The 18533-nt window shown below is 63.1% G+C and carries 13 protein-coding genes and 2 riboswitches; of the genes, 4 read left to right on the forward strand and 9 right to left on the reverse strand.

Features of this window, described 5'->3' with window-relative positions; genetic code table 11:
* Positions 1-80: 80 nt before the first annotated feature.
* Complete coding sequence (locus FVP60_RS02905) at positions 81-1847, reverse strand: ABC transporter ATP-binding protein (RefSeq protein WP_147824753.1); 1767 nt, start codon at positions 1845-1847, stop codon at positions 81-83.
* A 38-nt stretch (positions 1848-1885) separates the two neighbouring features.
* On the opposite strand from FVP60_RS02905, the gene FVP60_RS02910 reads away from it, so the two are divergent.
* Positions 1886-2494 (forward strand): PH domain-containing protein, encoded by a 609-nt coding sequence (locus FVP60_RS02910; protein WP_147824754.1) that lies wholly within the window; start codon positions 1886-1888, stop codon positions 2492-2494.
* A gap of 10 nt (positions 2495-2504) precedes the next feature.
* Here the strand turns inward: FVP60_RS02910 and FVP60_RS02915 are convergent, their stop codons facing one another.
* The 3 genes from FVP60_RS02915 to FVP60_RS02925 all read right to left on the reverse strand — a co-directional run bounded on the left by FVP60_RS02915 (position 2505) and on the right by FVP60_RS02925 (position 7119).
* The gene (locus FVP60_RS02915) at positions 2505-3605 is read right to left on the reverse strand and encodes an ABC transporter permease (RefSeq protein WP_147824755.1); all 1101 of its coding nucleotides are present in this window, start codon (positions 3603-3605) and stop codon (positions 2505-2507) included.
* Positions 3605-5140 carry an ABC transporter permease gene (locus FVP60_RS02920; RefSeq protein ID WP_147824756.1) on the reverse strand — a complete coding sequence of 512 codons (1536 nt, stop codon included), beginning with the start codon at positions 5138-5140 and terminating at the stop codon, positions 3605-3607. The genes FVP60_RS02915 and FVP60_RS02920 overlap by 1 nt, the downstream gene beginning before the upstream one ends.
* 176 nt (positions 5141-5316) lie before the next feature.
* Positions 5317-7119, reverse strand: coding sequence for an ABC transporter family substrate-binding protein (locus FVP60_RS02925; protein ID WP_147824757.1), 1803 nt, complete (start codon positions 7117-7119; stop codon positions 5317-5319).
* A 320-nt stretch (positions 7120-7439) separates the two neighbouring features.
* Between FVP60_RS02925 and FVP60_RS02930 the strand changes: the two genes are divergently transcribed.
* Entirely contained in the window at positions 7440-8225 is a 786-nt protein-coding gene (locus FVP60_RS02930) for a CPBP family intramembrane glutamic endopeptidase (RefSeq protein WP_147824758.1), read from the forward strand.
* A gap of 411 nt (positions 8226-8636) precedes the next feature.
* The gene (locus FVP60_RS02935; RefSeq protein WP_147824759.1) at positions 8637-9380 is read left to right on the forward strand and encodes a hypothetical protein; all 744 of its coding nucleotides are present in this window, start codon (positions 8637-8639) and stop codon (positions 9378-9380) included.
* Positions 9381-9559: 179 nt separating this feature from the next.
* Here FVP60_RS02935 and gcvP read toward each other — a convergent pair whose 3' ends face one another.
* The 3 genes from gcvP to gcvT are packed head-to-tail and all read right to left on the reverse strand — an operon-like array spanning position 9560 to position 13919.
* Positions 9560-12391, reverse strand: coding sequence for an aminomethyl-transferring glycine dehydrogenase (gene gcvP, locus FVP60_RS02940; RefSeq protein WP_246132493.1), 2832 nt, complete (start codon positions 12389-12391; stop codon positions 9560-9562).
* A gap of 56 nt (positions 12392-12447) precedes the next feature.
* Positions 12448-12816, reverse strand: a complete 369-nt coding sequence (gcvH, locus tag FVP60_RS02945; RefSeq protein ID WP_147824761.1) for a glycine cleavage system protein GcvH — start codon at positions 12814-12816, stop codon at positions 12448-12450.
* Entirely contained in the window at positions 12813-13919 is a 1107-nt protein-coding gene (gcvT, locus tag FVP60_RS02950) for a glycine cleavage system aminomethyltransferase GcvT (RefSeq protein WP_147824762.1), read from the reverse strand. The genes gcvH and gcvT overlap by 4 nt, the downstream gene beginning before the upstream one ends.
* Positions 13920-13965: 46 nt before the next feature.
* Positions 13966-14048: riboswitch (glycine riboswitch) on the reverse strand.
* 1 nt (position 14049) lies between these two features.
* Positions 14050-14134, reverse strand: a riboswitch (glycine riboswitch).
* Positions 14135-14231: 97 nt separating this feature from the next.
* Between gcvT and FVP60_RS02955 the strand changes: the two genes are divergently transcribed.
* Complete coding sequence (locus FVP60_RS02955; protein WP_147824763.1) at positions 14232-15215, forward strand: glycosyltransferase family 2 protein; 984 nt, start codon at positions 14232-14234, stop codon at positions 15213-15215.
* A 480-nt stretch (positions 15216-15695) separates the two neighbouring features.
* On the opposite strand, the gene FVP60_RS02960 is transcribed toward FVP60_RS02955, so the two are convergent.
* Positions 15696-17768 (reverse strand): ABC transporter ATP-binding protein, encoded by a 2073-nt coding sequence (locus tag FVP60_RS02960; protein ID WP_147824764.1) that lies wholly within the window; start codon positions 17766-17768, stop codon positions 15696-15698.
* Positions 17769-17897: 129 nt separating this feature from the next.
* Positions 17898-18527, reverse strand: a complete 630-nt coding sequence (locus tag FVP60_RS02965; RefSeq protein WP_246132436.1) for a DUF1345 domain-containing protein — start codon at positions 18525-18527, stop codon at positions 17898-17900.
* Between the last annotated feature and the right edge of the window lie 6 nt (positions 18528-18533).

The following is an 18533-nucleotide window of genomic DNA, read 5'->3' on the forward strand; positions in this document are numbered from 1 at the left end:
CTATCTATATTACACGACACGCGAAAAGCCCCCGACGATCAGGCTGATCATCGGGGGCTTTGCCAGGTTATTGCGAGCGGCTAGCTTGCCTGCTGCGACGCCAGGAGGGCGGCACGAGCATCGCGGCGCACCTTCTGCTCCTCCGGGTCCGGAACCGGAATCGCAGCGATAAGGCGCTGCGTGTACGGGTCCTTGGGGGCGTTGAGCACCTGTGCGGTCGGGCCCTGCTCGACGATCGAACCGTGGTTCATCACGATCAGACGGTCAGAGAGCGAGTCAACAACGGCGAGGTCGTGGCTGATGAACAGGCACGCAAAGCCGAGCTCGTTCTGCAGGCCACGCAACAGCTTCAGCACGGTTGCCTGCACCGAGACGTCAAGCGCCGAGGTCGGCTCGTCGGCGATCAGCAGCTTCGGCTCCAGCGCCAGGGCGCGGGCGATACCCACGCGCTGCTTCTGACCACCGGAGAGCTCGTGCGGGTAGCGGTTGCGGTACGAGCGCGGCAGCTCAACGGCGTCAAGAAGTTCCTGCACCTTCACGTCAAGCGCGCGGCCCTTCGCAACGCCAGCGAGCAGCATCGGCTCACCAATTGACTGACCAATCGGCAGACGCGGGTTGAGCGAAGACGACGGGTCCTGGAAGACAATTCCGACGTCTTTGTGAACCTCGTGCAGTAGGCGGCGGTTGGCGTGCGTGATGTCGTGACCAACAACCGTTGCCTCACCCTCGGCAATCGGCAGCAGGCCAATCGCTGCTCGACCCATCGTCGACTTGCCCGAGCCCGACTCACCGACGAGACCGGTAACTTCGCCCGGGTAGACGGTGAACGATGCGTGCTCGACGGCACGGAAGGCAGGCACGCGGCCCTTCTTCGGGTAGTCGATCGCGACGTCCTTGAACTCCAGCACCGGAGCACCCTTGGAGGCGCGCTGCGCGTCTTCCTCGGCGGCGGCCTCAGCGATGCGGATCGCCGAGGTGTCGCCGCGCAGAGCCGCGGTGGTGTCAATCTTCTGCTCGCCGTCGAGACCCGCGCCCAGACGCGGCACGGCTGCGAGCAGCTGCTGCGTGTACGGGTGCTGCGGGTTTGCGAAGACGTCCTTCGTGGTTCCGCGTTCGACAATCTCACCCTTACGCATCACGACAATGTCGTCTGCGAGGTCGGCGACCACACCCATGTCGTGCGTGATCAAGAGGATGGCGGCATCGACGCGGTGACGCAGATCGCGCATCAGGTCGAGAATTTCAGCCTGCACCGTCACGTCAAGAGCCGTGGTCGGCTCGTCGGCGATGAGCAGCTTCGGGTCACACGAGATCGACTGTGCGATCATCGCACGCTGACGCTGACCACCGGAGAGCTGGTGCGGGTACGAGTTGAACGCCTTGAGCGGGTCGGGCAGCTCAACGAGGTCGAGCAGTTCGAGCGCACGCGCCTTCGCCGCACTCGGCGTCATACCGAAGTGCATACGCAGGGTCTCAATGATCTGGAATCCGACGGTGAAGACGGGGTTCAGTGCCGTCATCGGCTCCTGGAAGATCACGGCGATCTCGCGGCCACGAATGCGGCGCAGTTCGTCACCCTTGAGCGAGAGAATCTCTCGACCATCGAGGCGAGCGGAACCAGTGACGCGTGCGTTCTTGGGCAAAAGGCCCAGCAGCGACATGGAGCTGACCGACTTACCCGAACCAGACTCACCCACAATCGCGAGGGCTTCACCCGGGCGCACGCTGTAGGTCAGCTTCTTGGCTGCCGGCACCCAAAAATTGTCAACAGCGAAGTCAACGGAGAGTCCGTCGACCTCCAATAGTGGCGCTCCGGTAGAGCGCTTTCGTTCTTCTGGCATGTTCATCGTGTGTTCCTCACAATGCGAGAGGGGAAAATAGAAGTGTGAAGAGCAACGAACTGACCGTCCATTCCCGATTCAACCGCATCGTGGCGGTGATTTTGTGGGTATTGAGCGTCGTGCTCGTTGTGATCGCGGCCTCCAGCGGCGATCAGCGTCTGCTGTGGGTGTACCCCACGGGCCTCTTCCTGGTGGCTTACGCGTACTTTGCGCTGTGGCGTCCGAATGTCACGGTGAGCGATGAGGGTGTTCTGATTCAGAACGTTACCCACCACATTTTCGTGCCGTGGGTCGCGCTCATCCTGGTTGACACCAAGCATGCGCTCACCCTGTACACGCCGGGAAAGAAGTTCACGGCGTGGTCGGCTCCGGCGCCCGGTCTGGTCACGGCCTACACGGCCGGCCGCCGAGCCGCTAACCGTGAGACCCGCGCGGCGGGGCAACGCCCGCGCCACGCAGATCTCATCGGAACCGACTCGGGCGACGCGGCCATTGTGATCCGTGAGCGCTGGGAGAAGCTGAAGAACGCGAACCGCATCGCCATCGGCGAGGCAGGCGAGGTCACGGTTCGACGGGTTGTCGAACCGCTCCCCCTGCTCGTTCTTACCGTGCTCGCCGCGGGGATCGTGGCGGGCTTCTTCTACAGCAGCTAACCGAGTCATATCAGCGGCCTTCGCGGCGCTCCACCTCGTCTGGGCTGTCTGCAACGTTCGGACCACCGGGCACGTCTTCGACGGTAGCCGTGGTGACCATCACGTTCTCGTCCTGCGGCAGCTCCTTCACGCGACGGAAGACAACGTTCTTCTGACGCGGGTCGAAGGCATCGCGGAGGCCGTCACCAACGAAGTTGACGAGCAGCGACAACAGCACGATAAAGACGGCCGGCCACCAGAACAGCCACGGGCGGGTCTGGAAAGCAGACTCGTTGCGGCTGATCAAGCTACCAAGCGAGACGTCAGGTGCCTGAATACCGTAGCCAAGGAACGACAGCGATGTCTCGAGCAGAATCGCCGCGGCGATGGCAAGCGTTGCCGAGACGATCACGATACCCATCGCGTTGGGCAGGATGTGCTTGAAGATAATGCGAGCATCCGACGCACCGGCAACACGTGCCGCCTCGACGAATTCGCGCTCACGCAGCGACAAGAACTCTGCACGCACCAGACGCGCCATACCCGTCCAGGCGAAGAAGCCGAGGAATAGAGCAAGCACAACCGGACCAAGAGCACCCATGGCGGAACCAACCACCGCACCGATCACGATGATCGGGATGATGATGACGATGTCGGTAATACGCATCAACACAGCGTCAACCCAGCCGCGGTAGTAACCAGCGACGGCGCCGACGACGACACCAATGAAGGTGGCAACCGCGCCGAGGATGAACATCACGACCGTGGAGTTCACCACGCCGCGCATCACCATGGCGAAGTAGTCCTTACCGACGGTGTCTTGACCGAACGGGTGATCGCCGAACGAGAACGGCCACAGTTGCAGCGTCGGTCGGCCCTGCTCGACGGGTGGCAGCAGTTCCTCATAGGACCACTTCCACCAGCCCTGAATGCCAAAGGCACCTGAGGCAGACATTGCGAAGCCAATGACGAGCACCAGAAGTACCAGGCTGATCATGGCGGGCTTGTGGCCGACGAAGCGCTTGAAAACAAGGCGCCCCTGGCTAATACCCTTATCGTCGCCCAGCTGGCGAATGGTTTCTGTCGGCGCCGGCCCCGTTTGCTGGGGTACGCCGGGTTCGAGATTTGCCATTATTTTGCCCTCACTCGCGGGTCAAGCGCCGAGTAGGCGAGGTCTGCCAAGAAGTTAAACAGGATGGCGAAGATCGCGATGATCAAGAAGTACGCCATCACCGGGTTCGGGTCAGACTCGCTCAAGCCTTTGTTGAACAACGCTCCCATGCCACTGAACGCGAAGATGCGCTCGGTGATAATTGCACCACCGAGGATCGCTCCCACATCGGCGGCAACAATCGTGGTGATCGGAATGAGCGAGTTACGGAAGGCGTGACGAACCACGACCGTGCGCTCCGGGAGGCCCTTCGCGCGTGCCGTGCGAATGTAGTCCTGGTTCAGCGTCTCCAACATGCCACCACGTGCGTAGCGGGTGTAGCCGGCGAACGAAATCAGCATGAGCGAAATTGTCGGCAGCAGCAGGTGGGTGAAGGTATCGATTCCGTGAATCCAGAAGTCGCCCTGCAGGTTCGGCGTTGAGGCGCCGACCGTTGCGATCGGGCGACCGCGAGACAGCGACACGTACTCCGGCCAGCGCGCCATGAACTGGTCGAGCACGATGATCGCGTAGCCAAGAACAGCCGTCAGCACACCGATGCGAGCGGCCTGGCCGCGGTCGTGTTCGCCCAGCAGGTAGCCGACGATGCCGCCGACAACTGCGAGACCAGCGCCGATGCCGAAGACGCCGATTCCGGTGACACTCGGGAAGAGCGGCATCAGCACGAAGTAGGCAGCAATCATGATGACTGCGGTGACGCCTGCCGTCTTCCATGCGTATGTCGCGCGGGTTCCGGCAATCAGCATCACCATGCCGGCACCGCAGGCGATGATCAGCAGCGGCGCGAGGATCGGACCGAGTCCCGGGGTGAGGAACCACTGGGTGACGCCCATGCCGTACAGCATTGCGCCGGTCACGAGCGTTGAGGCGGCGAACACGGTGAGGCGTCGCTGCCTCTTACCGCCAATAATCGCCTGCCAGAACACGCCAGCGACCAAAGCCCCGATGATGATCACCGGCCAGCTGATAAATGGTCCGGCTTGAAGCCAGTTGTTGAAGCCGATCGCGAGGAAGACCTTGAGTACCACAGCCATCAGGAACGACGGGAGGGAATACAGGAAGAAGCTCACAAAGGTGAATGTGTAGTCCACCGCGCTGTACTGGCGCAGAGCCGAAATGATACCGACCGTGATGCCGAGGATGATGGCCAGGATGGTCGCGGCGGTCACGAGCTGCAGTGTGGAGCCCATGGCGCGGCCCAGAAGCACGGCGACCGACTGGTTGCTGATGGTGACGCCAAGGTCACAGTTCAACAGGCCCGGAGCGACACACTGTACGGCGCCGCCAACCCAGTTCAGCCAACGCACCGGAATCGGGTCATCAAGACCGAGCCACTGAGTGCGCTGCGCGATGAGCATGTCTTTGTTCGGGGCATTGCTCGTGCGCAGGTCTTCCAGCGGATCACGCGCGAGCGCAACGAGCGTGTACATGAGGAATGATGCGGCGAGAATGATCAGGATTGAAACCCCGATGCGCCGCAAGATGTAGCTAGTCAATGGGCTGTCCCTTCATGGAGACAAACGGTATCAGGCGGGTGCCCTTTACGATCCTGGCACTTGTGGTGCGGCCTCGTATATGCCGATACCGGCGGGAGTGGAAAATAACGCACAAGGTAGGGGGCGCCGGTCTCCCGACGCCCCCTGCTTGGATGTGTTAGTCGAAGGCGAGGGGCTTAGTTAGCCGCTGCCGTCCACTCCCAGTAGTTCCAGATCGGACCGGTCTGGTTAGCCATGTAGGTAACACCCGTCACGCGCTCGGAGTGTGCGATGACACCCGGGCTCTGGAACAGGGGCAGACCGTAGTAGTTGTCAAACAGGAGCTTGTCAACTGCCTGGCCAGCCTCAACGATGTCTGCCTCGTCGGTCATCGTCATGATGCTGTTTGCCAGCTCGTCGATCTCGGGAACGTTAACGCCGTTGTAGTTACCGCCACCGTTGGATGCGAAGATCTGCGGGATGGAGACGTTGCCGACACCCGGGGAGATCCAACCGAAGATCGAGACGTCGTAGCTGTCGCCCGAGAGGAGCGAGCCCCACTTAGCGTCACCCAGGTTCTCGACAACGAAGCCAGCCTCGGTTGCCTTAGCCGAGATTGCCTCGAATGCTGCAACACGGTTGGGGTTGTTGATGTTGTACAGGATGCGGACCGTGGGGGTCTTGCCTGCGAGGAGTGCCTTAGCGCCCTCAACGTCAACGTCAGCGTATGCCGACGAGCCGTTGTTAGCAGCCGAGTCTTCGTAGACCTTGCCCTGCGAGGTGACGTAGATCTGCGAGTTGAGGACGGTTGCCTCGGGGTTGATCGGTTTGATCAGCGTGTCAACGATCTGCTGACGCGGGATGATCTTCATGAATGCTTCACGAACCGTCGGGTCAGCGAACTCGCCAGCGAACTTGATGTCCACGTGGTCGTAGGAGAGCTGGTCACCCGTCAGAACGGTTGCCGTCGGGATTGCCTGCAGAGCGGTCAGCGTGTCAGCAGCAGCCTGCGGGTTGATGATGTCAACCTCGCCGTTCTGCAGTGCCGAGACCTGAGCCTGCGAGTCACCGATGAAGCGGAACACCAGACCGGTGTAAGCCGGCTTCAGCGTGCCCTTGTAGTTCTCGTTCAGCTTGAGCGTCATCGACTGCGTGGGCTCCCACGAGTCAACGATGAACGGGCCGTTGGAGAGGTACAGCGACGGGTCATCCGGAAGCGACGTTACGTCGAATGCCGAGTTGTAGATCTCAGCAGCCTTGACGAGGGGCTCGATGGGAGCTGCCGGCGCTGCCGGGTCACCCTTCGGGCTTTCCTGGATTGCTGCGGTGATCTCGTCAACCGTTACGCCAGCCTTTTCAGCGATGACGTGAACCGGCTGCTCGAGGAGCCAGACGAGGTTCCAGTCAACGTAAGGGGTTTCGTACTCGAGCGTCAGCGACAGCTTGTCGTCGCTGATCTCGGTGATCTTCGAGTCGCGGATACCCGTGGTCGAGCCAGCGATCGAGAAGTAGGACGTACCTGCGGTGACGTTGCCCTCTTCGTCGAACGTTGCGTCGTCGAAGTAGCCCGACTCCACTGCCCAACCGAAGACGAGGTCGTCGGTGTCGATGGCGTCGCCGTCAGACCACTCGAGGCCCTTGTTGAGGGTGTACTTAACCGTGAGCGGGTCGTCGGAGACCTTCTCGTAGGTTCCGAAGCCCTCGTTCGGAACGATCTCCAGCTTGTCGTTGATGTAGCCGAAGGTGTCGTGCGTCGCGTAGCTCAGCTTCGAGTTGATGTCGAGGTTCGACTGCGGGGTGTTGACGTTGAACGACGTAACCTCGTTGGCCTCAGCCAGCGTGATCGATGCGTCAACGACCTCACCCGAGTTGCCACCCTCCGACGGCGCCGTCGTGGGGGTGGTTTCACCGGGCGTGGTGCAACCGGCCAGGATCAAGGCTGCGAAGCCCAGACCTGCCGTGGTTGCTAGGGCGCGCTTGCGCCATGTCTTGTTAGACACTATTTCCTCCTGTGCAAGGGGTCTTTTGTGTTCCAGTTTTCTGATTGAATCCTGGGACACGGATAGGGAAACATTAAGCGCGTCAGGTGGGCATGGTCAAAACGTCGCGGGAAAACGTTACATACCCTTAACTCAATTGCGGGGTTTGCTCACAAACTGCACGCCCCAAGCCGGGTTGCGACTGCGCACGCTGGGCAGGTTGCCGTTGCCCGGCAAGGTTTCACACGGAAATGCCGGGCCACCTGGCAACCTCCGCGCCACGAAACGGTGATCTCGCATATTGGGCGGAACCCTGTGGTGTATGCGGCAGAATGAGCGGGATGAGTGCTCCCGCTTTTGCTGCGCCAGAGAACCCGCAGATGCGCACCAGATTGATCTGGGAAGTCGCCATCGTGCTGTGTCTGTCGCTCGGCCAGTCGGCACTCTATTCGGTGCTGTCGTTCGTGCGCGTGCAACTCAGCCCGACGCCGATCAGTGAGCAGACGGCGCAGTTGAATCCAACTCGCGACGATCAGGCCGTGTGGGATGTCATCTACGGCATCTTGGACGTGTTTTTCGACCTGGCGCTCGTCGCGTTGGTGATCTACCTGATGTGGGAGCCGGGAAAGTCGGTGCTGCGCCGCATCGGACTCGATTTCTCGCGCTTTGGTTCCGACTTTCTCCGCGCCCTCGCCATCGGAGCGGTCATCGGCATTCCCGGCCTCGGTTTGTACCTGGTGGGGCGCATGCTCGACTTGTCGATTGCGGTGCAGGCATCGGAGGGCGTCGCCTGGTACCTGATCCCGGTGTTACTGCTGTCGGCAGCACGTGCCGGGTTAGTGGAAGAAGTCATCATGCTGGCCTATCTGGGCGACAGGCTGCGCCGGCTCGGCTGGGGAGCGTGGACGATCGTCTTGTCGGCGGCGGCGCTGCGCGGGCTGTATCACGCGTATCAGGGCCTGCCAGGCATCATCGGAAACTTCGTGATGGGCGTGGTTTTCGGGTGGGCCTATCGGCGCTGGGGACGTGTCATGCCGCTCGTGATCGCCCACACCCTGATCGACATCGTCGCCTTCGTCGGCTACCCCCTAGCCGCAACCCTCTACCCCACCCTCTTCACCGCCTAACCCCATCCCCCCGCCGCGAAACACATTCTGGTCGGCGAAACCCCACCGGGCCGCATGTTTCTCGCCGACCAGAATATGTTTCGCGAACGCTGGCATGTGTTTCGTGAACGCTGGAACCCTGGCTCGCGCTTTTCCTGCACGACGGGGCGTGGACAGTTGTTTCTGCACAGGCTGTCGAATTCTGGCGGGCGCGTGTGACGAGCCCCACACAATTGGCGGATGTACGATTCAGCGGTTCCACTCCTGCACACCGGGCGGGGAGATCGAAATCTTCGACTTTCCGGCCGCACCGATCTCGTGCGTGTGCGCCAGAGTGTGTACGCGCCGGCATCGAAATGGGGCCAGCTGAAACCATGGGAGCAATACGAACTCCGTGTGCGAGCGTTCCGTCTCACCCATCCCAGAGAAATCTTGAGCCATGATTCCGCGCTCGTAGCCAATGGCCTACCGCTGTTCGGAAATCCAGCGCAGATTCATGTCTTCGACGGGCAACGCACATCGTCTGTCACCATCGGTGATGTCATGCACCATACGTCGGTGAACGGACGCCCACCCGTGACGACAGGGCTCGGCGCAGCGACAAACCTGGTTGAGACCGCAATCGACATCGGTCGCATCAGGAGTCGCGCTCATTCGCTCGCGGTTTGGGACGCGGTGTTACGCAAAGGCGTAGACCTTGACGCGATAGCTCGCCGCTGGCGGTCGCAGGCTTCGTCGCGCGGAACCCGCGCCCTCGCGTGGCTCACGCAGCGAGCGACGCGAGATTCCGAGTCGCCCGGTGAGTCCGTTAGTCGTGCGCTCATCGAGTGGCTGGGCTATGCGTCCCCCGTCTTGCAACATCCGGTCGAAACGCCGGAGGGCGCGTGGCGCCTCGATTTCGCGTGGCTGGGAGCTCGGGTGGCGGGAGAGTTCGATGGCTACGAAAAGTACAACCTGCACGGAGCCGGTGTGGATGAGGCATTCCGCCAGGAGAAACGCCGCGAAGACTCTCTTCGGCGCGCAGGATTCCGCGTAGCTCGGTGGGAGTACCACGATCTCTCAGACCCGATGCGACTCGATCGGATCCTGCGATCTGCGGGCCTGGTTCCGGTCAATCCGCCGGATCTTGCGATGCTCCGGGCATACCGCCCGACCGGCCCGCCCCGCCTGGCCTGAGCGCGAAACACACTTTGGTCGGTGAGAAACATGCGGCGCGGTGGGGTTTCGCCGACCAAAGTGTGTTTCGCGGAGAAAGGGTGCGGAACCAGGTGGGCGCGGAACCAGGTGGGGGCGGAACCAGGGGGTGCGCGACAGGGGTGGGGCCGCTGCGCGGCACCCACCCCTGTCGGTGCGTGTTAGCCGAGGTCGGCGAAGGCCTCGATCGGTGGGCAGGCGCAGACCAGGTTGCGGTCTCCGAATGCCTGGTCGATGCGGCGCACCGGCGGCCAGTACTTCGTGCGGATGATCGATGCCACCGGGTATACGGCCTCGTCGCGGGTGTAGGCGTGAGCCCACTCCCCCGAGATGACCGACACCGCGGTGTGCGGCGCGTTCACCAGCGGGTTGTCGTCCGCAGGCCACACGACCGCCTTGACGGCCTGAGCCTCGTCGTGGATCTTGATCATCGCGTCAATGAAGCGATCAATCTCGGCGATGTCTTCTGACTCCGTCGGCTCAACCATGAGCGTTCCGGCTACCGGGAACGACATGGTCGGCGCGTGGAAGCCGTAGTCGATCAGACGCTTGGCAACGTCATCGACCGTGACACCCGTGTCATCCTTGAGCGGACGCAGGTCGAGAATGCACTCGTGTGCGACGAGCCCGCCCTCACCCGAGTACAGCACCGGGTAGTAGTCGCGCAGGCGTGCGGCAACATAGTTCGCCGACAGCACGGCGGCAGCCGTCGCGTCGCGGAGCCCCGCGGCACCCATCATGCGCACATACGCCCACGAAATGGGCAGCACGCCGCTGGAACCATAGGGTGCGGCCGAGACCGGGCCACCCTCGAACACGAAGCCGCCAGCGTGCTCGGCGCGCTGCGCGAGCGGGTGCGAGGGTAGGAACGGCGCCAGGTGCGCCTTAGCTGCAACCGGACCAACGCCGGGGCCACCGCCACCGTGCGGGATGGCGAAGGTCTTGTGCAGGTTCAGGTGCGAAACGTCGCCGCCCAGGTCACCGAATCGCGAGTAACCCAACAGTGCGTTGAGGTTGGCGCCGTCGATGTATACCTGACCACCGGCAGCGTGAACCGCTGCGGTGATCTCCAGTACATCCTGCTCGTACACGCCGTGCGTTGACGGGTAGGTGATCATGAGTGCCGACAGGGTGTCTGCGTTGGCCGCGATTTTCGTGCGCAGGTCATCCAGGTCAACGTCGCCCGACTCGGTGGTCGCAACCACAACCACCTTCATGCCGGCCAGCACCGCAGACGCGGCGTTGGTTCCGTGCGCCGATGACGGAATCAGGCACACATCGCGCCCGGTGTCACCGTTGGCGAGGTGGTAGCCACGAATCGCCAGCAGACCCGCAAGCTCGCCCTGCGAACCGGCGTTGGGCTGCAGGGAAACAGCGTCGTACCCGGTGACATCGGCCAGCCAGCCCTCAAGCTGGGTGACGAGATCGAGGTATCCCTCGACGTCTGAAACCGGAGCGAACGGGTGAATACCCGCGAACTCGGGCCACGTCACCGCTGCCATCTCGGTCGCCGCGTTGAGCTTCATCGTGCAGGAGCCGAGCGGAATCATGCCGCGATCGAGCGCGTAGTCACGGTCGGCGAGTTGCTTGAGGTAGCGCATCATCGCGGTTTCGGAGTGGTGCACGTTGAACACCGGGTGCGTGAGGAAGTCGTCGGTACGACGGAGCTCTTCGGGCAGCTTGCCGATTTCCAACGCCGCCAGGCCGAATGCTCCGGGAGCTGAGACGCCAAAGAAGCCGGCAACAGCGGCGAGGTCTTCGAGCGTCGTCGTCTCATCCGTCGACACCGAGACGGTGTCTTCGTCGACGAGGTGCAGCAGGTACCCACCCGCGTGAGCCGCCTTGACAATGGCGGCTGCGCGCTGCGGAACCACGACAGTAACGGTGTCGAAGAACGACTCGTGGGCGATCTCCACACCACCGGCGACGAGGCTCTTCGCGAGCTGTGACGCCATCTGCGCGGTGCGGGTTGCGATCGCGCTGAGGCCGGTCGGTCCGTGATAAACGGCATACATCGAGGCCATCACGGCGAGCAAGACCTGAGCGGTGCAGATGTTGCTCGTCGCCTTCTCGCGGCGAATGTGCTGCTCACGCGTCTGCAACGACAGGCGGTACGCGGGGTGACCCGACGCATCCTGTGACACACCAACGAGGCGACCAGGCAGCTGACGCTCCAGGCCCGAGCGCACGGCCATGTAGCCAGCGTGCGGCCCACCAAAGCCCATCGGCACGCCAAAGCGCTGCGTGGTTCCGACGGCCACATCGGCGCCGAGCGAGCCGGGCGATGCCAACAGTGTGAGGCTCAGCAGGTCGGCGGAAACCACGGCGAGACCACCGGCGGCGTGAACCTGCTCGATGACAACCTTGGGGTTCCACACCAGCCCGGAGGCGGCAGGGTACTGCACGAAAACACCAAACAGCGCCTCGGGCAGTGCCTCACCGCGTGCCAGGTCAACCTCAACCAGTTCGATACCGACCGCGGCGGCGCGCGTCGCGAGCAGCGCCTTGGTCTGCGGGAAGGCTCCGGCGTCAACGGCGAACACCGGCGAGGTCACCTTGGAGGCACGACGCGCAAGCAGCATGCCTTCGGCAGCGGCGCTTGATTCATCCAGCATCGACGCGTTGGCGGTCGCCATGCCGGTGAGCTCGGAAACCATCGTCTGAAAGTTGATGAGAGCTTCGAGTCGGCCCTGCGAGATCTCCGGCTGGTACGGCGTGTAGGCGGTGTACCACGACGGGTTTTCCAGCACGTTGCGCTGAATCACTGACGGGGTCAGCGTGCCGTAGTAGCCGAGGCCGATCATGGCCTTGTTCACGGTATTGCGCGATGCCAGCTCACGCAGCTCCGCCAGCGCCTCAGCTTCGCTTGCCGCCTCGGGCAGTGCTGCCGAGGTTCCGCGGCTCGCGTAGATGGACGACGGAACCGCGCGACGCATCAGCGCGTCAAGGGGGCGCTCCCCTGCCTCGGCGGTGATGCCGACGGCTTCGAGCATGACGGCCTGCGTCGCGGAGGTGGTGCCAATGTGGCGGTCAGCGAAAATCGTCACGCTTATGCTCCGGTGAACGCTGCGTATGCCTCAGCGTCCATGACGGCGCCCAGGTCGCCGTCAAAGCGAACCTTGATGAGCCATCCCTGACCGAACGGGTCGGCGTTGACAAGGTCGGGCTGGTCGACAACGGCGTCGTTGATCTCGACGACCTCGCCGGCGACGGGTGCGTAGAGCTCGCCGACCGACTTGGTGGATTCAATCTCGCCAACCACGGTTGCCGCGGTGATGGTGGAACCAACGGCGGGCAGCTCGACGAAGACGACGTCGCCGAGTTGCTCGGCTGCGTAGTCGGTGATGCCGATCGTCGCGACGTCACCGTCGACAGCGATCCACTCGTGCTCTTCGGTGTACTTCAGGTCAGCGGTCATGAGTTTCTCCGATAGAAGGGAAGGGTGGTGATGGTTGCGGGAATGCGGGTGCCCCGCACGTCGATAGTGAGGTCTTCGGCTTCACGCACACCGGGGTGCACGAGTGCCATCGCGATCGGGAAGCCGAGCGTGGGGCTGAGGGCGCCGGAGGTGATTTCGCCGACCTGCGTGTCGCCCTGGAAGACGCCGTAGCCGGCACGGCCGGCGCGGCGGCCCTCCGCTGACAGCGCGATCAGCACGGGGGCGTCAGAAACGTCGCGCGATTCGAGCCCCTCCTTGCCGACGAAAGATTCCTTCGCGGCGACGACCACACGGCCAAGGCCCGACTGCGCGGGAACCGTCTCGCGCGTGAGCTCGTGACCGTACAGCGGCATGCCTGCCTCAAGGCGAAGGGTGTCGCGGGCGGCAAGGCCAGCCGGAACCAGGCCGCGGTCTGCGCCTGCCTCTAGCACGGCGTCCCACAGCTCGCCTGCCGCGGAGTTCGGAACCAGCAGCTCAAAGCCGTCTTCACCGGTGTACCCGGTGCGGGCGATGAACACCGGAACGTCGCCGAAGTCGCCTTCTGTCCAGGCGTAGTAGGCCGATTCCGCGAGAGGCGTTGCGGTGATCACGAGTGAATCCATCGATTCGAGAATCGCGACGGCCTGCGGGCCCTGCACGGCGATCAGCGCAACATCGTCGGAGATGTCGGAGATATCAACACCAAAGTCGCCAACGCGTTCGGTGAGCGCGGCGGCAACGGCATCGTGGTTGCCGGCATTGGAGATGATCAAGAATCGCTCATCGGCCATGCGGTAGACGATGAGGTCGTCAATGATCCCGCCGTCTTCGGCGAGCAGAAGCGAGTACTTCGCCTTGCCAACGGCCATCGCCGAGAGGCGTCCGGCCAGAGCAAAATCAAGGTAGGCCGCAGCATCGGCGCCGTCGATGATGAACTCGGCCATGTGTGAAATATCGAACAGACCTGCCGACTCACGCACCGCCTTGTGCTCAGCCAGATCTGACGTGTAACGGACGGGCATCATCCAGCCACCGAAGTCCGTGAACGTTGCGCCCAGCGCTTCGTGACGGTCTTTCAGGGGGGTGAAACGATTCTCTGACATCTCTCTCCCGACATGGGTCGTCAAGGCACCGGTCGGTACCTCAGACTCCCCCTCTGTCATGAGCCTGAGAGTTTCACGCATGCGCGCTTTCACCGTCGGCGGATCCTGGCGGATCGCTTTTCAGAGTGACCAGACCTTCGCGGTACGCGGACCTGAGAGATTGGCGGGGAGGCTTGCTCCTTCGGTGTCCGTATGGACTCTCCCGCGCGGGCCATGGGTCGTGTTCGATTGTGCCACCAGCATACCGGTATCCGCGCCTTATCGCGGTGCCTAGCGAACCCTGACCGATGCCACCGGCCATAGGATCAAAACGTGCTTCCTGCTGTGGTGACCGTGATCGTCGCCGGTCGCGATATTGCGGCCCTCGCGCCCGCCGCTCTCGACTCATTGCTCGCGCAAACCGAGCCGCGGTTCCGTGCCGTGCTGATTGACGACGGCTCGGTTGATGAGACCGGGGCGATTTTTCGCTGTTACGCCGATGCCGACCCTCGATTTCACGCGACCTGGCACGCCGATTCTCTAGGGCTTGGTGCCGCCCGCAACCACGGTCTCTCGCTCGTCGATACCGAGTTCGTCGCGTTCTTGGACGCCGACGACATCATGCGCCCGCAGGCGCTTGAGCACACGATAGCGAGCCTGCGGGCGTCGGGTAGTGACCTGGCGGTCGGAACCTATGTGCGGCTTCGAGACGTTGGCGGTGTGTGGCAAAGCGGTCAGGTGCAGCCGTGGGTGGCAGCCTCGGTCGCCCCGCCGCGCGTCGGCGTTGCGTTAGCCGAGCATCCGGCGGTGGTGGGCAATATCGTCGCCTGGTCAAAGGTGAGTCGCCACTCGCTGTGGACACGTACCGACACCCGGTTTCCGGAGGGTGTGCTTTATGAAGACCAGGTTGTGGCACAACGACTGTATGCGGCGGCCCGCGGCATTGATCTGCTCGATGAGGTGCTGGTCGAATGGCGGGTGCGCAGCGACGGAACCAGCATCACACAACGCGAGGCTGACCCGCGGGTGCTCGCCGATTGCGTTGCGCAGATGGCGGCCGGGCTCGATGTTCTGCGCCGAGCCTCGCCGGAGGCGGCAGCCGCGCGCACGACCCAAATTCTGCGGATGGACCTGCCACGGCTCGCGAGCGTCGAAGAGCTCACCGCCGCTTCGCACGCCGTGCTTGCCAATTTTGCTCGCACCCTGCGACCGACGCCCACCGATCGCGCGCTCCTCACCCAGTCACCGGCGAACCCCCATGACCCAGCAGCCCCGACAGTCGGCGCGGTTTACGACCGCGTCACCGCCTGGGGCTAGCCGGTCCGCTCATCGCTCCGGCGCGCGGTGCGGGCAGGCGGTGCGGTAGGCGGCAGGGATGGCGCCCCTCGTGGTTCCGCGCCCCCTTAGTTCCACACCCCGCGTGGTTCCGTACCCCCTTAGTTCCACACCCCGCGTGGTTCCGTACCCCCTTAGTTCCACACCCCGCGTGGTTCCACACCCCGCGTGGTCTCGCATCCTCTTCCTGTTGTGCACGATGGCAACCCTGTTATGCACGATGAAAATGGCGCTGCGCTTCGACACGCCGACAATTCGACCCAAATAATGGATTTACTCGTGCAGAACAGGATCTCCACCGCGGGTCGACCGGCCGAGAGCACCTGCGTGCGGCACGGCTCGTCGAATCAGAGTCCGGCACGTCAAGGCGCAATAGATGGAACCCGGGCATGGCTCGGTGAGTCAACGCACGGCTGAGCATGTCACGGTTGAGCCCGTGCGCACGCGGCGAGCGGTGACGCGCTACTGCGGTTCGACTCTGATGGTTCCGGTGTCGAGATCGGCGGTTGCTTCGTCGTCGCTCAACCCGGCCACATTTGCAGCCGCGAAGCCCACGGCAAACCCCGCGACCGCACCCGCACCCGCAGACGACGGCGCCCGATCGGCGCGCGGCCCCAGGCGCTCGCCCGCCTCATCGTCATCGATCACAGCCTCATCGTCAAGGATGCGCGATGCGGCAATCTGCTGGGCGGCAAGGTCGGCGTAAAGACCTCCCAGCGCAATCAGCTCGGCGTGGGTGCCCGACTCGACGATGAGCCCCGCCTGGATCACGTGAATCATGTCGGCATGAATCACGGTCGATAGGCGGTGCGCGATCGACAGCGTGGTGCGGCCACGCGATGCCTCATCGAGGGCTGCCTGCACCACCCGCTCCGACACCGTGTCAAGGGCGCTGGTGGCCTCATCGAGAAGAATCACCGGGGGGTCCTTTAGCAGCACGCGGGCAATCGCGATCCGTTGCTTCTCGCCACCCGAAAGCCGGTAGCCGCGCTCGCCCACGACGGTGTCGTAGCCGTGCTCGAAGCTCTCGATAACGTGATGAATATTGGCTGCGCGGCACGCCTGCTCAATCTCGGCGTCGCTCGCCTCGGGCTTCGCGTAGCGGAGGTTCTCACGAATCGTGGCGTGAAAGAGGTACGTCTCTTGAGACACAATTCCGACGTTGTCGATGATCGACTCGTGGGTGAGTTCGCGCACATCGGTTCCGGCGAATTGCACGGAACCAGCTGTCGCCTCATAAAAGCGCGGCGCGAGATACAGCACCGTCGATTTGCCCGCACCACTCGGGCCGACGAAGGCAACGTGCTCCCCCGGCTCGGCGGTGAAGGAAATGCCGCGCAGCGTCGCAGGCATCTCTTCTGAGGCATCGGGGTATCGAAACTGCACGTCACGAAACTCAACGCGACCCAACGGGCCACCCGCCGCGGCAACACTGATGGCATCTGGGGCATCGGAGATTGCGGGCTTGAGGTCAAGGTATTCAAAAATCCGGGCGAACACCGCAGACGACGTTTGAATGTCAAGCGCAACCCGCATCAGGCCCATGAGTGGTTGCAGCAACCGCGCCTGCACCGTCGTGAACGCCACAATGGTGCCAGCCGTGATGGTAGGCGAACCGGCACCGAGCAGCCATCCTGACACCAGATACACAACGGCGGGCACACTGGCCATCAGCACCTGAACCACCGTGAAGAAGCCCTGACCGCTCATGGCTCGTTTGACCTGCAGCCTCACCTGGTTGGCGTTCTCGGCGCGATAGCGATCTGACTCGGTGCGTTCGCGGTTAAACGACTTCGACAGCAAAATGCCAGAAACGCTGAGGGTCTCTTGGGTGATAGCGCTCAGCTCACTCAATGACTCTTGCGTTTGCCCTGCAATGCGAGCGCGCACCTGGCCGACACGTCGCTGGACGAGCGCCAGAATCGGCATCAGCACCACGGCGAGGAGAGTGAGACGCCAGTCGATCAGGATCATCGCAACGAGCGAGGCGATGACTGTCACGGTATTGCCCAGGATGCTCGTAACCGTGTTGGTGAGAACGCCGCTAACGGCGCCCACGTCGTTTTGCAGCCGAGATTGAATGACCCCCGTCTTGGTGCGGGTGAAGAAACCGAGCTCCATCGACTGCAAATGCTGAAACAGGCTCACGCGGAGATCGCCCGTAATCGCGTTGCCAACGGTAGAGGTAAACCACGTCTGCGCGACCCCAACGAGAGCACCGAGAATGAACAACCCGATCATCACGGCAACCAGCCAGCCAAGCAGCGGCATGTTGGGGCCGCCGGTCGGCGGGAAGAGCGCGTCGTCGAAGATGCGTTGGATGATGAGCGGCGGAACCACACCAATAGCTGCGCCCAGCACCACAAGCATCATGGTGGTGACAATGCGCCCGCGATACGGCCGAAACAGCGCGAAGATGCGCTTTCTCAGGCCCGTGATCCGCGGCGCCTTCGCATTCTCGCGGCGCTGCGCCGCAGCGTCGACTCCGCGGAAACCTCCGCCGCCTCCGTGGCCCATGCCGCCGCCCATGCTCATGTCTCGACCCTACCGAGGGTGGCAGACATCGGGGCCGAAACCCCTGGTTCCGCCACCCGCCACCTCACTCAAACCCGAGCCCCAGCGCAGAACCCCCGACCCCGCGCCCAAACCCAGAACCCCGCGCCCTCACCCGAGCGAGGAGATGAGGTTGATGATGGTCGCCAGAATGACGGCTCCAAACAGATAGCCCAGCAACGACTGCACCACAAACGCCCGCCGGAAGGTGGTGTTTTGCACATCGGTGTCGGCGACTTGATAGGTCAGTCCGAGCCCGAAAGAGACATAGGCAAAGTCGGCGTAGCTCGGCGGTTCGCTCTGGTTGAAGTCGATGCCGCCACCCTTCTCTGAGTAGTACATGCGCGCGTAGCGCAGCATGGCATCGACCTGAATGAGAAACCACGACGCGACGACCGCCGCAACCACAATGGCTGCCATCCACGCCTGCTGCTCTGGTCGGGCCGTCGGCACGGAGACCAGCACGACGACAACCGCCCCGAGGCTTGCCACCGAGCAAATCAGCGTGATCAACCGCGCGACGCGGCGACCCGGATCTTCTCGTGTGGCGTGGGCGCGAGTCTGCTCGCCATCCATCGGCCAGGTCGCCAAAAGCACCCAGACGACCACGGTGGTAGCGCTGGCCGCCCAACCGCAAAGCAACCCCGTCCAGATGTCCATGATCGGAACCACCAGCACGGTGACGAGAGCGCCGATCGCGAGTCCCGTGGCCAGTCGCCACCAGCGAGATGACAGCTTCACGCGTTG

This window comes from Microbacterium mitrae (assembly GCF_008017445.1).
Taxonomy (GTDB): domain Bacteria; phylum Actinomycetota; class Actinomycetes; order Actinomycetales; family Microbacteriaceae; genus Microbacterium; species Microbacterium mitrae.